The following is a 14,355-nucleotide window of genomic DNA, read 5'->3' on the forward strand; positions in this document are numbered from 1 at the left end:
TAATTTATGTGTATCATTCCAATTTTAGCACAGATCACTCAAAGAAAAAAGATGCAGGATATTTTTGATCCCCGCATCAAGAATATTTTCTTGGAAAACAAAAAAACTCTTAGAATCAGTGATTCTAAGAGTTTTGATCTTTGATTAAGATTAAGCTTTACCAGCTGAACCGAACCAGTCGATGTGTTCTTCTGCATCTTTAACGATTGCAGCAACACCTGGTGCTAATAATTTACGAGGGTCGAATCCTTTACCTTCTTTATCTTTGCCAGCTTCGATGTATTCACGAGTTGCTTTAGCAAATGATAATTGGAATTCAGTATTTACGTTTACTTTAGAAACACCCATTGAGATTGCTTTTTCGATTTGGTCTTGAGGAATACCAGAACCACCGTGTAATACTAATGGTACATCAGAACCTACTGCATCAGCGATTGCTTGTAAGTGGTCAAAAGCAAGGCCTTTCCAGTTTTCAGGGTATTGACCGTGAATGTTACCAATTCCGCAAGCTAGGTAATCAATACCAGTTGCAACCATTTGTTTACATTCTTCGATGTCAGCTAATTCGCCAGAACCGATGATTCCATCTTCTTCTCCGCCGATTGAACCAACTTCACACTCAACAGAAACGCCTTTTGCGTGTGCTTTTTCGACAACTTCTTTAGCCAATTTCAAGTTTTCTTCAAATGGTAAGTGAGAGCCATCAAACATAACAGAAGTGTAACCAACTTCGATACATTCCATTGCTGCATCATAATCACCGTGGTCTAAGTGGATTGCAACGGGAACAGTGATGTTCATTGAATCAACCAAGTTTGTAACGATGTCTTTAGCAACTTTGTATCCGCCCATATATTTGGCAGCACCCATTGAAGTTTGGATTAGAACTGGCGCTTTTTTCGCTTCAGCAGCTTTTAAAATCGCTTGTGTCCATTCTAAGTTGTTTGTGTTGAATCCGCCGACTGCATATCCGCCTTGACGAGCAGCTTTTAAGAATTCAGCTCCTGATACTACTGGCATAAAAAATTCCTCCTAAGTTTTGAAAAACTTTATTTGTTAAGCAATGCTTAACCGACAATGCTATTTTAGCAAAGATTTGCGGTATTTGCTACTAAAAAGAGGAATTTCTCTTTTCAAAAAAAGATTGCACAAATATAAAAATCCAGCATTTTCATCATCTTTTCTGAAAGTCTAGGATTCTGTAAGGTTTTGCTCTTCTGTCTGCGGTCGTTAGATAACAAATCGGCATGTGAAAATTCGAGAAAAATTTCACATATTTTTTCGTTATTTTATCATAATCTTCCAGCAAATCCTTTCCTCTTCTCTTTTGAGCATAAGAATAGCCTTGTGAAAGCGGCTATATTATTATGTAAAAAAGGAGGGATAAAATGAAAAAAGCGCTTATTGGATTTTTGACAGTCATCGGAGTTCTTTTCTTGGCAAGCTGTAGCTCGGGGGCCAAGGAAGAAACCAAAACATTCACAATGGATCAAAATGGGGTTTCGATGGAACTGGTCTTCACTTATGAAGGCGATAAAGTAAAAACTCAGACTGCGAACAATGTCATGCCTTATTCAGCGATCGGGGTAACGACTAAAGAAGAAGCACAAACCGTGCTTGATCCGATCGCTAAGAAGTATCAGCAAGTCAAAGGGTTGGACTATTCCCTCGACTATACAGATAGTGAAGCGACTGAATCCTTGACCATCAATTATGATGAGTTGGATTATGATTCAGCGAAACAATTGCCTGGGGTTAGTTTCGAAGGAAACACTGAAAATGGGATCAGCATGGAACGTACAGAGGAAATGCTCTTAGACCAAGGGTATAAGCTAAAAGAATAATCCTCTCTAGGCACCAGCAAATCAACATGGGTTTCCCGCTGGCGGATTTCATTCAAACTGTTAGCGAAAAAAATAATGCATCAGCCAGAAACTTCCGGTCGTTTTGACGGAAGTTTTTTGTGTGCAGAAACAGATACCTTCTACCAACGCTCTCGCAAGTTTCAACCTTTTACGGATTATTGGGATGGCGCAACTCAAAAAAACTCCCCATCTTGAGATGAGGAGTTTCGCACATTCATTCCTTGGTTTGCCGCTAGCGATTATTATGCTTGGCGGTTGTCTAATGAAGCTCCAACAAATGCTTTGATCAAGCGTTGTGGGCGAGTTGGACGAGAAATCAATTCTGGGTGGAATTGGCAACCCACAAAGAATTTGTTTTCTGGGATCTCAACGATCTCAACCAAACGATTGTCTGGTGACACACCTGAGAAGACCATCCCGTTTGCTTCAAAGATTTCACGGTATTTGTTGTTGAATTCATAACGATGACGGTGACGTTCTTGAACAACTTCTTCTCCGTCATAAGCTGCAGCTGTTTTGGTGCCTTTCTTCACTTTACATGGGTACAAGCCTAAGCGCAATGTCCCACCTAAGTTTTCGATGTTTTCTTGGTCAGCCATCAAATCAATGATGTTGTTGGCTGTTTCAGGATCTGTTTCTGCGGAATTGGCATTTTCCAAGCCAACGACATTGCGGGCATATTCCACACAAGCCATTTGCATCCCTAGACAAATCCCTAAGAATGGCACATCGTTTTCCCGAGCATATCGGATCGCTTCGATTTTTCCTTCAATCCCGCGATCACCGAATCCACCAGGAACAAGAATACCGTCTACTTCACCTAAGTAAGAATCCACGTTTTCTCGTGTGATTTCTTGGGCTTTGATCCAATCGATCTCGATGTCTGCATCAAAGGCAAAACCAGAATGTTTCAAGGCTTCGACAACTGATAGATAAGCATCTGGCAATTCCACGTATTTTCCGACTAATGCGATACGTACTTTTTTCTTCAAATTCAGTACCTTTTCTTCCAATGCTTGCCATTCAGTCATGTCAGCAGCTGGTGCAGTCAGTTTCAAATGATCACACACGATTTGATCCATGCCTTGCGCTTGCAGTGCCAATGGAATCGAATAAAGGGTCTCAACGTCACGAGATTCGATCACGGCTTCTGGTGCCACGTCACAGAATTGGGCCAATTTGTTTTTCGTTGATTGTCCTACGGGTTGTTCTGTACGAACGACCAAGATATTTGGTTGAATCCCTAAGCCGCGCAGTTCCTTCACACTGTGTTGGGTCGGTTTGGTTTTCATTTCGCCCGCTGCTTTCAAATAAGGAATCAGCGTGGTGTGGATGTACATCACATTGTCTGAACCTACGTCTGCTTTCATTTGACGCAAAGCTTCTAGAAATGGCAATGACTCAATATCCCCTACTGTACCGCCGACTTCTGTAATGATCACATCTGAATCAGTCATTTTGGCTGCCCGCATGATTTTTTCTTTGATCTCGTTGGTGATATGCGGGATCACTTGAACAGTTGCGCCTAAGTATTCTCCTTTACGCTCTTTCCGCAAAACTTCTGAATAGATTTTTCCAGTTGTTACATTTGAGTATTTGTTCAAATTGATATCGATAAAGCGTTCATAGTGACCTAAGTCTAAGTCGGTCTCTGCTCCATCATCGGTTACGAATACTTCACCATGTTGGTATGGGCTCATCGTTCCTGGATCGACGTTGATGTACGGATCGAATTTTTGAATCGTTACTTTCAAGCCGCGATTTTTCAACAGACGTCCTAATGATGCTGCTACGATCCCTTTACCAATAGAAGAAACCACACCGCCGGTTACAAAAATATATTTTGTCATAAACTGAAAAACTCCTTTAATCTATTTTACAGGAAAAGCATTTAGAAAATAATAAAAGCTCCCTATCCATAAATGAATAGGGAGCGAAAATTCTAAATCACTTTCTGACTCTTGTAAAGAGTGCCCAAACAGAATGATACATTCTCACCTAGCAAATGTCAAGAAAACTTTATTTGATTTTTTCAGAAAAAAACGAAGTTTCCAGACAAAGCGCTTTGCTTATCGATACAGCTGGTTCCTTCTTTTTCACGATTAAGTTCTATGGTTATTCTTTCTTAAACAACCTTCATGTTTTCTGCACAACTTTTTGCAAATTTTTCATTGCTTCTTACGAAATCGTTGAACTCTCTTTGGCATAATACAAAGTGTAGATGAAGTCTGGCGCTTTACTCGTTTTGGTAAAAATGATCGGAACGTATTTCTGGTTATTTTTGGCAAAGACGAGGTGCAGGTTCGATTCCTGCCTTCTACGCTAGTATAATTTTTCTTTTGCAGGATAGAGGCAGCTATCCTGCTATTTTTTTGTTATAAATCGTCACTGTCTTCTGAAAAGCATGTAATTCCCTTCAAAAGCTGATTGTTTTTTTCCGATTCCTTTGAGAAAATAAGCACAACTCAATCGATTAATTTAACGTTTTCTCGATTTTTTTCGATTTTTTTAGTTGAAAGATGTTCACTTTTTTTACTTTCAGTTGTTGTATTGTTAAGGAGGGGGAAAAATGCGTTTGGATGCTTACGAACATTATTTACTGCAGTTAACGAATGACTTGGTTCATTACCTGCAGTCCCTCGGCGCTTCACAACAGGATGCCGAAGATATTGCTCAAGAAGCAGTTGTTAAAATCCTTGAAATCGATTCGGTCTTATCCGCAGAAGCGATTCGTCCGTGGCTGTTTCGTGTGGGTATCAATGGTTACTTTACGTTGTATAAACAAACGAAGCGACGGCGAGAAATCGTCAGGCAGTATTCGCCAGTGACTGCTTCTAGTATCAACTGGCAAGAAACTGATGATGATCTTTATGAGGCACTTCAAGAATTACCCGTTTCTACCTCCACCCTTTTGATCATGAAGTACGCAGAAAATTTGAGCTTAAAAGAAATAAGCTTCTTACTGAATCGCTCGGAAGATAGTATCAAAACAGCATTATATCGAGGAAGAAAACAACTGAAAAAACGAATGGAGGAAAAGAATCATGGCTATTAAAGAGCAAGATTTTAAAAAAATCGTGAAAAAAGCTCGGCTAAAAAACACACGTAGGACAATTGTTATTGCTGTACTGTCTTTGTTCGTATTGATTGGTCTACCAGGGGGGCTTTATTTAAACTATTACAATTACGGTCCTTTTCGAGGAGAAAAAATAGCGGGTGTTCCAGATAATCATCTAGTTCAAGTCGAAAATCAAATGGATCTTTCCAGACTGTTATTTGATTTTGGCTCGCAGCTAAAATTTAATACCCAAGCTCAAGCGATGACGGTTTACTTTGATCACTATCACAAAGGTGAGAAAACAACCCACAAGTTGATTGCTTCCTTAATGACAGATACCAAAAGCAATTATAACGGTTATTTAACGATTGGCATTTCTAAAGGGGAAAAAAAGCTGCTCGTAAACTTATCTTCCAATGGCGGAGCATCAGAAACAACGACAGATCTTACGGCATTTCAATATATTTCTCTTGGAGAAGACAAAGATCTTCCCGGGGGAGCAATCTACCACATTGAAGAAGATCCCCTAGAAATCAAAAAAAATGTTGAGATTCCTTTGATTTATATTGCACAAGGTGGCGACCTAAAATTATATGATGTGATGGAAAATAACTTGTCCGAAGAAAATTTAAAAAGCGTTGAAAACGTCTATTACATTTACTTAATAGTAGAATAACGAAAAAAGACCAGTTCAGGATGCCTGAGCTGGTCTTTTTTCTGTCATACTGTCGATTAATTCCGACGGTTGTTATTACCGAATAAAATAATCAACCGTAAGAGCTGCAATAAGGTTGCTACGGCAGCTGCGACATACGTCAACGCTGCGGCAAAGAGCACTCTTCTTGCTTGTGGTACTTCATCTTCTGTTAACAAGCCGCCATCTGCCAAAATGCGGATCGCCCGTTTTGAGGCATCGAACTCGACTGGCAAGGTCACTAATTGGAAAATAAACGCCAATGAGAAAGCCAACAAGCCTAAGTTGATCAGAAACGATCCTCGTAACAGGACCCCAATCAAAATCAATGGGATCGAGATGCTGGTTCCGATATTAGCGATCGGTACGATCGCATGACGCAAACGCAAAGGAAAATAACCTTTGGCATCTTGGACTGCGTGTCCACACTCATGAGCCGCAACACCGATTGCTGCTACCGAAGTTGATTGTGCAGTGGATTGCGATAAACTCAGCATTTTGTTGCCAGAATTGTAATTATCCGTCAAATCACCAGCGATCGCTTGCACACCCACATTATTAATTCCTTGGCTTTGCAAGATGTACTGCGCCGCTTTTGTGCCGGTAATATTATTTTTACTTCTGACTTTGTCATATTTGTTAAAGGTACTTTTGACGTACGCTGACGCTGCTAGTGAAATCACCATACCGATAATTACAAGAATGAAAGTCGGGTCATAAAAAAAGCCGAACCCGTATCCGCCCATACCATACACGATAAAATTCCCCCTTTTAATCTTTGACCTTATTTTACCATTAAAGTGGTGAAAAAATTATGAAGATGACTGGAAGATTTTGTTTTTAACCTTTTTTTACAAATTCTGATTTTAGTTTCATTGCGCCGAAGCCATCGATCTTGCAATCAATGTTGTGGTCGCCTTCGACTAATTTGATGTTTTTCACTTTCGTTCCTTGTTTGATGGCGCCAGATGCGCCTTTGACTTTCAAGTCTTTGATGACCGTTACTGTATCACCATCGACTAAAATATTGCCGTTGGCATCTTTATATACGGGTGCTTCTTCCGCCGCTTGTTGCTCTTGCCATTCGTTTCCGCATTCAGGACAAACAAACAGCCCGCGGTCTTCATAAGCGTATTCAGATTGGCAATTTGGACAGTTAGGAATTTGAGTCATAGTGTTGCTCCTTTAAAATATAATTTTCGCTGTAAAAAAACAACTCACCATCAGCATACCGAAAAACCATTATCGGTGCAACCAAAAATCCGTGACCTGTAAGTAAAAAAAAATCGCTTCTGTAGAGTAATAACAGAAGCGATAGCTCAAGTGTATCCGAAAAGGAGCTACAAAGTGTTGGTTTTTATTTTGAGAAATGATTCGCACAAGCATCGCCGACCCACTGGATGATTTGTACCAGAAGAATCAGCAGGAGAATCACCACAATCAAAATCGCCGTTTCATAGCGATAATAACCATACTGAATTGCTAAATCGCCAATGCCGCCTGCGCCAATTGTTCCCACCATCGCTGAGTAGCCTAAAAGACTGATCAAAGTTAGCACAAATCCGCGAATCAAAGCTGGCAGACTTTCTGGTAAAATCACTTCGCGAACGATCTGTCCCGTCGATGCTCCAGAAGCGACGCTGGCTTCAAGGACGCCATAGTCGATTTCGGCAAATGCGGATTCAGCGATTCGGGCGTAAAAAGGAATCGCGGCAATCGATAAAGCAATCGCACCACCCGCTGGGGTATAAGGATCACCGATCAGCATCGCTGATAACGGAATCAGCGTAATCAATAAGATCAAAAATGGCAGCGAACGGATTGCATTGACGACAAAATCGGCCAGATGATGCAAGAAAATATTTTTATGAAAAAGGTTACTCCCGACTAAAAACAGGACTAATCCAATCAATAAGCCGAAAACTACTCCTATAATTGCTGAGGTCCCCACCATAAAGAATGTTTCCCATAGTGCTTGAGGCAGGTTTATTTTTAAAATCTCAATCGTTTCAACCATTTTTCTCACCTATCTTTCTTAGAGAAAAGACGTTCGCAGCTAAGTGTTCTCGGGCTTTTGCTGCTTCTTCGGCGGGTCCCGTCAAATAGATATACAAAATACCGATCACATCTTTTTTGATATACTCAATTTTCCCATGGATGATATTGATCGACACATCGTAGGCTTTCGCTACAGTCGAAATCAGCGGTTCTAACGTATACTCACCTTGGTAGCGCAATTCCAGCAAGTCGCCTTGCGTGAAAGATGCTAGAATCTCTTCAGGAAGCGTCAGATCCAAGTAGCGGCCTACCAGTTTTTTCGTAATAGGCTGTTTAGGCTGACTGAACAAGCCATAGGTCGTTTGTTCTTCAACGATGCGCCCCTTTTCCATCACTGCCACCCGATCAAAAAACTTACGGGCAACATCCAATTCATGAGTGATAAAGACGATGGTGATGCCTGTCTGTTCCTTGATTCGGATCAACAATTTCAAAATTTCTTCGGTCGTTTCAACATCTAACGCACTGGTAGCTTCGTCACACAACAAAATCTCAGGTTCGTTGGCAATCGCTCGTGCAATGCCGATCCGTTGCTTTTCTCCCCCAGACAAATTATTCGGATACTCGTGAATTTTGTGAGGCAGATCCACCATTTCCAACAGTTCCTTGATCCTCGCTTCTTGCTGATCTTTCGGATAATCACCAGCGCGCAAAGCAAAGGCTAAATTTTCCTTGATGGTTCGATTATGGATCAGATTGAAATGCTGAAAGATCATCCCGATTTTTTGTCGTACTTCACGCAAGTGTTTGCCTTTGGCTTGCGTGATGTCTTGACCATCAATCAGAATTTGACCGCTAGAGGGCACCTGCAGTAGATTCAACGTACGAACCAAGGTACTTTTCCCAGCCCCGCTCAATCCGACGATCCCGTATACTTCTCCAGCTTGAACGGAAAAATCAACGGAATCCACTGCTTTTTTGATTTGTTTTTTATGAGTGAATGTCACTGATACTTGTTTTACTTCTATTTTTGCCATAAGGTATGCCCTTCTTACTCAGTCCAAAATTTCGGTTGATCAAAGTTGCTGAACGGTGATTCGGCAATCGCTTCTTTAAATGCGTCACTTTCTAATACTTCCGTAACTGCCTTAGCAAAATCACTGTCTTCTTCTTCGGTGGTCACCACAAAGACATTTTTATATTCTTCTTTCAACGACTCCAACGCCAAAGCATCTGCAGGATCAAGAGAAGCCGCCCAAGCGAAGTTTCCTGGTACTAAAGCTAAATCGACTGTATCTAACGAACGAGCCAATTGGGCTGCGTCTAATTCTTTAAATGTCAGATTCTTCGGATTTTCTTCGATATCATTCACCGTTGCCTTCGTTTCGTCGATATTGTCTGCGATGGTGATCAACTCATTGGCAGCTAACAGTTGCAAGGTCCGAGCTAAATTTGAGGCATCATTGGCAATCGAAACAGTCGCCCCGTCTGCTAACTCATCCAAGCTGGACAGTTGCTTCGAATAGATGCCCATTCCCAATGTTGGCACTTTTTGTAATGCCGTAAGAGATAACTGGTTATCTGCCGAAAATTTTTCTAGATAGGCCGTATGCTGAAACAAATTGGCATCGATTTGTCCATTCGCCAAGGCATTGTTCGGCTGAATATAATCATTAAACACTTTGGTCGTTAGTTGATACCCTTTTTCTTCCAGTAATGGAGAGATCACCTCTGTCACCATATCCCCATATGGTCCAGGTGCCACTCCAACGACTTTTTCTTCCACTGCATCTACACTATTTTCACCAGACTGTGTATCCTCCGTGCTGCTAGTATTGCCACAAGCTGCCAATGTAATTAAGACAGCAGCAGCAACTAACCCAACGATTCCCTTTTTCAACTGTTTCATTTTTTAGTTCCCCCTTTTTATAATAAAAAAACGTCCTTTCTCCATCATAGAGAAAGGACGAAACAACCATGTTCGTGGTACCACCTTTAATTCATTGGCACAAGCTGCCAACCTTATCAGTTTATCAACTGCTTTGCTGTAACGGGCAATCCCGCTGCACGCTTGCTTTTGCTCACGTCCAAACGCTCCAAGGCCATCTTCAGTCAAACGGCTGTGCTCTTTCTCACCAATCCGAGCTCTCTGATTCAATCGAAACTGACTTACTCTTCTTATCATCGCGTGTTTTTAAGTTGTGTTTAACTATACGATAGCCTCAAATGAATGTCAATTCTTTTTTTCACGAAAACACCATCTTTTTACAATGGTTTTCACAGCGTTTACACAGTCAAATTCTCATCTAAAATCAAGCCTTCAGATACCATAACCGCATCGCCGATCAATTCTAATGCGCCCTGATCAACATCAACTTCTACCGTTAACTCGCCACCTAACACGTGCAGCAAGACATTCGCTGCCGCTTGCTGGTGACGTTTGGTCACGACATACGCAGTGGCACCAGAACCTGTGCCGCACGCATAGGTAAAACCTTCCACCCCTCGTTCATACGTGCGAACGATCAGATCACCCTTGTCATCTTCTTCATAGAAATTGACATTCGCCCCTTTTGGGAAAACTTCCCAATAGCGTATCTCTTTGGCAAGTTCAGCCAGCTGTTCCAACTCAGTTTCTGCCAGACCAGGATAGTGAACCACCGCATGAGGGATTCCTGGATCACCCAATTCCACATAGTCCACGAAAGAAACCATTGGATTCGGGTACGCTTGATCAAATGTAGTCACGGTCGGTGGATTCAAGGTTACTTTGTAGTGTTTTGCCGACAAGCGCCATGCGGGGACATCGCCAGCAACTGTTTCGATGGTCATCTGCTCGCCAGCAATTCCCTTCTCAAAGGCATAACGGGCAATACAGCGAGCGCCGTTGCCGCACATTTCTGCTTCGGTCCCATCAGCATTGTAAAACCGCATCCGAAAATCAGCGGTTCCTGTGGGAAAATCCACTGCCATGACTGCATCCGCGCCAACAGAAAATTTCCGATGGCAAACCTGAGCAGCAAATTGCGACAGTTGTTCATGGGAGAATTTCAATGTGCGGTTATCGATTACGATAAAATCATTTCCTGCACCTTGCATTTTTGTATAAGGAATCGTCATGTTGTCACCTGCTTTTCAAAATTTTACTTGCTGGAAGCTCCCTCTTTTAGAAACGAAGGAACCACTTCATTTTGCAGCATTTGCTCGTAGGACTGGCGTTTAACGGCTAATTCCGCTTGGCCGTTTTCCACAAAGACGACTGCAGGAATCTGTAAATTATTGTAGCTGCTGGCCATCGAATAGCCATAAGCTCCTGTTGCGAACGTAGCAAACAGATCCCCAGTTTCAACGGGCGGTAATGCAAGGTCTTTTACTAAGATGTCCGTGCTCTCACAAGCTTTACCAGAAATGGTGATCTTTTGTGTCGCAGCTTCGGAAGCGCGGTTGGCTAAGATCCCAGTGTAAGTTGCCTGATAAAGACCAGGACGAATATTGTCTGTCATGCCACCGTCAATGCTGGCGTATGTTCTGATTCCCGGCAATGTCTTGATACTGCCGATGGTGTGCAAACTGATACCTGCTTCTGCGACGATACTGCGCCCAGGTTCAATAACGATGGTCGGGCGTTCGCTCTGGTGCTGCGCATAAAAGGCGTCGATTTTTTCCATCACAGGATCTAAAAAGTAGCTGTAGGGTTGGCGAATATCTGCATCTGTGTATCGAACGCCAAAGCCGCCGCCAACATTTAGTTCTTTGATCCAATAATCAAAGCGTTCATGAATGGTTTGGACAAGGGCCAAAGCCGCATCAACTGCCGCTAGATGTGAGCGATTGTCCGACAATTGACTGCCGACATGAAAATGCAGGCCATAGAAATCCAATTCAGGTGCTTGAATCACTTCTTCCACTAACGGAAATAAGATTTCTTCATCTAAAGGAATCCCGAATTTCGAATCTTTTTGTCCGGTCGAGATAAATTGATGAGTACTGACCGAAACCTCGGGTGTGATGCGCAACAAAATTTTAGCAACGACTTGCTTTTCTTGACATAACGCGCGGATCAAGCCGACTTCTTGAATGCCATCAACGATGATCCGTCCTACGCCATAATCAAGGGCAGCTGCTAATTCTTCAATCGATTTATTATTCCCGTTAAACTCGATGTGTTCTGCTGGAAAATCAGCTTGGATTGCTGTATACAGCTCTCCACCGCTAACCACGTCTAATGAGAGTCCTTCTGACTTGATCACTTGCAGCATTGCTGTGGTGCAGAAAGCTTTAGCGGCATAGGCTGCCCGTGTCTTGCTGTAGCGCGTCAAAAACTGCGCCTGAATCTTTTGGCATTCTTCGCGAATCTCCGAAACGGAATACACGTAAAGGGGGGTTCCGAAGGTTTTTGCCAACTCAACGGTATCACAACCGTCAATGTATAAGTGATTGTTCTTGATTTCTTTTGCCATCGCTTTACTCCTTGTCTGTTGGCTCGTTCAACGCCTCGATCAAACGAACGTAGCATTCGATGCCTTGCAATAGATTTTTTTCGTCAAAATTCATTTTGCTGCTGTGTAAAGGGTGGACATAGCCTTTTTCTTCATTTCGGGTACCCACAAAGAAAAAGACACCTGGGATCTCCTTTTGGTACATCGAAAAATCCTCTGCCAACATATATGGTGGTGTTTCTCGGTAGCTCTCCCCGACCACTTTTTCCAACACTTCCACCATCTCAGGATCATTGTCCACGACACGATAAAGATGTTCGAATTCGACATCCGCCGTGCAATCATATCCTTTGGCGATTTCTTGTGCGACAGTGGTGATTCTGCGCGTCATCGTTTCATAGACTTCATCTTCAAACGCCCGCATCGTTCCTTTTAAAACGACCTTACCGGGAATGATATTTTCCGCATCTCCCCCATGGATCTTCCCAAAAGTGATGACCCCAGCAGAAAGCGGGCTGATATTGCGTGAAATGATCGAATGCAATCCTTGAATAATCGCAGCCGCGGCTAAAATGGCATCATGTCCTTGATGAGGCTGGGCACCATGGGCACTCGTGCCGTTGATCGTTAGATTGATCTCGCCGTTACGGGCCATCATCGGACCTTTCCGGCTCGCAATGACTCCTTCGGGAAAGTCTGGGAAGACATGCAGCCCCACGATTTTTTCCACACCAAAATCTCGTAAGATGCCTTCATCGATCATCAATTGAGCGCCACCGGGGCTTTCCTCGGCTGGTTGGAAAATCAAAACGATCGTTCCACGAATCACTTCAGGATGTGTTGCTAAATATTTAGCAAACCCTAGCATCGTTGCCATATGGCCGTCATGACCGCAGGCATGCATTTTCCCTTCATGTTTGGAAACAAAGGAAACACCTGTCTCTTCTTTGATCGGCAGTGCATCGATATCCGTTCGAAAGGCCAGCGTCTTTCCTGGACGATCGCTGCGAAAGACCGCAATCAAGCCGGTTTCAATCACTGGATAGATTTCTTTGATTCCAAAGGATTGCAACTGACGCAGCAAGTATTCCTTTGTTTTGAACTCAGTTAACCCTAATTCAGGGATTGTATGTAATTCACGACGAAAACGAACCACGTCTTCGGTTAATTCTTTGACTGCTTGCGATACTTGCATGTTAAAACACCTTTCTATTCATTCCTTTTAAAAATATCCATAAAAACCAACGAATATTCAGTTTTTCATTGATATTGTTTAATATTATAGTATATAATTCGAATAATCTATAGTATAAATTGTCGAAATGTTTCGATTTTTATTGAAAAATTTACCCCTCGTTTTGGTACACTTATACGTAGAGTTACGAAAAATAAATTGGTTGAAAGGATGTGTCGTAGTTTGACAATATTCAAAGGTTCTGGCGTTGCGTTGATCACCCCTATGCTTCAAGATGGTTCGGTGGATTTCGATAAGCTGAAGGAGTTAGCGGAGTGGCATGTGCAGCAAGGAACGAATGCAATCATTGCATGCGGTACGACCGGTGAAGCATCCACGTTAGACGATGAAGAACATATCGCGGTGATCGAAGCGGTGGTAAAACAAGTTGCTGGTCGAATCCCCGTCATCGGCGGAACAGGCTCCAACAACACCCAACATGGGATCCATCTTTCAAAAGAAGCACAGCGCGTTGGTGCTGACGCATTATTGGTTGTAACACCCTACTACAACAAAGCGACCAAGAAAAGTTTAGTCGCTCACTATGAAGCAATCTGTCAAAGCGTTGAACTGCCAGTGATCTTATACTCCGTCAGCTCAAGAACCGGCTTAAATTTAACACCTGAAGCTGTGGCAGAACTGAAAAAAATCCCTAATATCAAAGGCATCAAAGAAGCCAGCGGCGACATTTCGCAAATCGCAGAAATCGCTCGTCTTGCGGATGATGACTTTGCGATCTACTCAGGAAATGACGATCAAGTAACCCCAATTCTAGCTTTAGGTGGCTCTGGCGTGATTTCAACGATCGGCAATATCGCTCCGAAACAAACGGCACAACTCGTTGCTGATTTCTTAAATGGTGATGTAAAAGCCGCCATCAAAGAGCAATTGCGACAAAAACCGTTGATCGATGCGATTTTCAGTGAAGTAAATCCTGTGCCGATCAAAGCAGCGGTCTCCTTGCTAGGCAAATGCGAATTGCATTATCGTTTGCCTTTGGGTGTCCCAGAAGATGCGACCCTCGTTCATTTAGAAGAAGAAATGACCAATTACGGATTGCTGTAAGG

General features: G+C 42.5%; 14 protein-coding genes and 1 other annotated feature. Of the genes, 4 read left to right on the forward strand and 10 right to left on the reverse strand.

Translation table 11 applies throughout. From position 1 onward, the window contains the following. Positions 1–150: 150 nt before the first annotated feature. Complete coding sequence (locus A5867_RS15495; RefSeq protein ID WP_005228297.1) at positions 151–1,020, reverse strand: class II fructose-bisphosphate aldolase; 870 nt, start codon at positions 1,018–1,020, stop codon at positions 151–153. 368 nt (positions 1,021–1,388) lie between these two features. Here A5867_RS15495 and A5867_RS15505 point away from each other — a divergent pair, with 368 nt between their 5' ends. Then, the gene (locus A5867_RS15505) at positions 1,389–1,844 is read left to right on the forward strand and encodes a YehR family protein (protein WP_087627996.1); all 456 of its coding nucleotides are present in this window, start codon (positions 1,389–1,391) and stop codon (positions 1,842–1,844) included. A 263-nt stretch (positions 1,845–2,107) separates the two neighbouring features. On the opposite strand, the gene A5867_RS15510 is transcribed toward A5867_RS15505, so the two are convergent. Next, complete coding sequence (locus A5867_RS15510) at positions 2,108–3,715, reverse strand: CTP synthase (RefSeq protein ID WP_005228290.1); 1,608 nt, start codon at positions 3,713–3,715, stop codon at positions 2,108–2,110. A 719-nt stretch (positions 3,716–4,434) separates the two neighbouring features. Between A5867_RS15510 and A5867_RS15515 the strand changes: the two genes are divergently transcribed. Next, positions 4,435–4,920, forward strand: coding sequence for an RNA polymerase sigma factor (locus tag A5867_RS15515; protein ID WP_087627997.1), 486 nt, complete (start codon positions 4,435–4,437; stop codon positions 4,918–4,920). Beyond that, the gene (locus tag A5867_RS15520) at positions 4,910–5,599 is read left to right on the forward strand and encodes a hypothetical protein (RefSeq protein ID WP_087627998.1); all 690 of its coding nucleotides are present in this window, start codon (positions 4,910–4,912) and stop codon (positions 5,597–5,599) included. The genes A5867_RS15515 and A5867_RS15520 overlap by 11 nt, the downstream gene beginning before the upstream one ends. A 56-nt stretch (positions 5,600–5,655) precedes the next feature. Here A5867_RS15520 and A5867_RS15525 read toward each other — a convergent pair whose 3' ends face one another. The 8 genes from A5867_RS15525 to A5867_RS15565 all read right to left on the reverse strand — a co-directional run bounded on the left by A5867_RS15525 (position 5,656) and on the right by A5867_RS15565 (position 13,249). Continuing rightward, complete coding sequence (locus A5867_RS15525; protein ID WP_010749971.1) at positions 5,656–6,372, reverse strand: zinc metallopeptidase; 717 nt, start codon at positions 6,370–6,372, stop codon at positions 5,656–5,658. Positions 6,373–6,457: 85 nt separating this feature from the next. Next, a complete protein-coding gene (locus A5867_RS15530; RefSeq protein WP_005228268.1) occupies positions 6,458–6,790 on the reverse strand; it encodes a zinc ribbon domain-containing protein YjdM in 333 nt (110 codons plus the stop codon). A gap of 184 nt (positions 6,791–6,974) precedes the next feature. Then, complete coding sequence (locus A5867_RS15535) at positions 6,975–7,634, reverse strand: methionine ABC transporter permease (protein ID WP_087627999.1); 660 nt, start codon at positions 7,632–7,634, stop codon at positions 6,975–6,977. Beyond that, entirely contained in the window at positions 7,627–8,652 is a 1,026-nt protein-coding gene (locus tag A5867_RS15540) for a methionine ABC transporter ATP-binding protein (RefSeq protein ID WP_015510321.1), read from the reverse strand. The genes A5867_RS15535 and A5867_RS15540 overlap by 8 nt, the downstream gene beginning before the upstream one ends. Before the next feature lie 14 nt (positions 8,653–8,666). Further along, the gene (locus A5867_RS15545) at positions 8,667–9,524 is read right to left on the reverse strand and encodes a MetQ/NlpA family ABC transporter substrate-binding protein (RefSeq protein WP_087628000.1); all 858 of its coding nucleotides are present in this window, start codon (positions 9,522–9,524) and stop codon (positions 8,667–8,669) included. A gap of 50 nt (positions 9,525–9,574) precedes the next feature. Continuing rightward, positions 9,575–9,809, reverse strand: a binding site (T-box leader). A 92-nt stretch (positions 9,810–9,901) separates the two neighbouring features. Further along, on the reverse strand, positions 9,902–10,735 hold the full coding sequence (gene dapF / locus A5867_RS15555; protein ID WP_005228261.1) for a diaminopimelate epimerase: 834 nt from the start codon (positions 10,733–10,735) through the stop codon (positions 9,902–9,904). A 23-nt stretch (positions 10,736–10,758) separates the two neighbouring features. Next, positions 10,759–12,075, reverse strand: a complete 1,317-nt coding sequence (gene lysA / locus A5867_RS15560) for a diaminopimelate decarboxylase (RefSeq protein ID WP_010749977.1) — start codon at positions 12,073–12,075, stop codon at positions 10,759–10,761. 4 nt (positions 12,076–12,079) lie between these two features. Next, positions 12,080–13,249: a M20 family metallopeptidase gene (locus A5867_RS15565; protein ID WP_005228259.1), complete on the reverse strand. Its 1,170-nt coding sequence runs from the start codon at positions 13,247–13,249 to the stop codon at positions 12,080–12,082. Between the two features lie 222 nt (positions 13,250–13,471). On the opposite strand from A5867_RS15565, the gene dapA reads away from it, so the two are divergent. Next, positions 13,472–14,353 carry a 4-hydroxy-tetrahydrodipicolinate synthase gene (dapA, locus tag A5867_RS15570; protein ID WP_008380503.1) on the forward strand — a complete coding sequence of 294 codons (882 nt, stop codon included), beginning with the start codon at positions 13,472–13,474 and terminating at the stop codon, positions 14,351–14,353. Positions 14,354–14,355 lie beyond the last annotated feature (2 nt).

It is taken from the genome of Enterococcus sp. 6D12_DIV0197, assembly GCF_002174385.1.
Taxonomy (GTDB): domain Bacteria; phylum Bacillota; class Bacilli; order Lactobacillales; family Enterococcaceae; genus Enterococcus_D; species Enterococcus_D casseliflavus.

Coding starts and splice junctions, on each gene's coding strand:
- A5867_RS15540 (WP_015510321.1), bottom strand. CDS start 8,652: ATGGCAAAAATAGAAGTAAAACAAGTATCAGTGACATTCACTCATAAA.
- A5867_RS15495 (WP_005228297.1), bottom strand. CDS start 1,020: ATGCCAGTAGTATCAGGAGCTGAATTCTTAAAAGCTGCTCGTCAAGGC.
- A5867_RS15520 (WP_087627998.1), top strand. CDS start 4,910: ATGGCTATTAAAGAGCAAGATTTTAAAAAAATCGTGAAAAAAGCTCGG.
- A5867_RS15530 (WP_005228268.1), bottom strand. CDS start 6,790: ATGACTCAAATTCCTAACTGTCCAAATTGCCAATCTGAATACGCTTAT.
- lysA (WP_010749977.1), bottom strand. CDS start 12,075: ATGGCAAAAGAAATCAAGAACAATCACTTATACATTGACGGTTGTGAT.
- A5867_RS15505 (WP_087627996.1), top strand. CDS start 1,389: ATGAAAAAAGCGCTTATTGGATTTTTGACAGTCATCGGAGTTCTTTTC.
- A5867_RS15545 (WP_087628000.1), bottom strand. CDS start 9,524: ATGAAACAGTTGAAAAAGGGAATCGTTGGGTTAGTTGCTGCTGCTGTC.
- A5867_RS15515 (WP_087627997.1), top strand. CDS start 4,435: ATGCGTTTGGATGCTTACGAACATTATTTACTGCAGTTAACGAATGAC.
- A5867_RS15510 (WP_005228290.1), bottom strand. CDS start 3,715: ATGACAAAATATATTTTTGTAACCGGCGGTGTGGTTTCTTCTATTGGT.
- dapF (WP_005228261.1), bottom strand. CDS start 10,735: ATGACGATTCCTTATACAAAAATGCAAGGTGCAGGAAATGATTTTATC.
- A5867_RS15535 (WP_087627999.1), bottom strand. CDS start 7,634: ATGGTTGAAACGATTGAGATTTTAAAAATAAACCTGCCTCAAGCACTA.
- A5867_RS15565 (WP_005228259.1), bottom strand. CDS start 13,249: ATGCAAGTATCGCAAGCAGTCAAAGAATTAACCGAAGACGTGGTTCGT.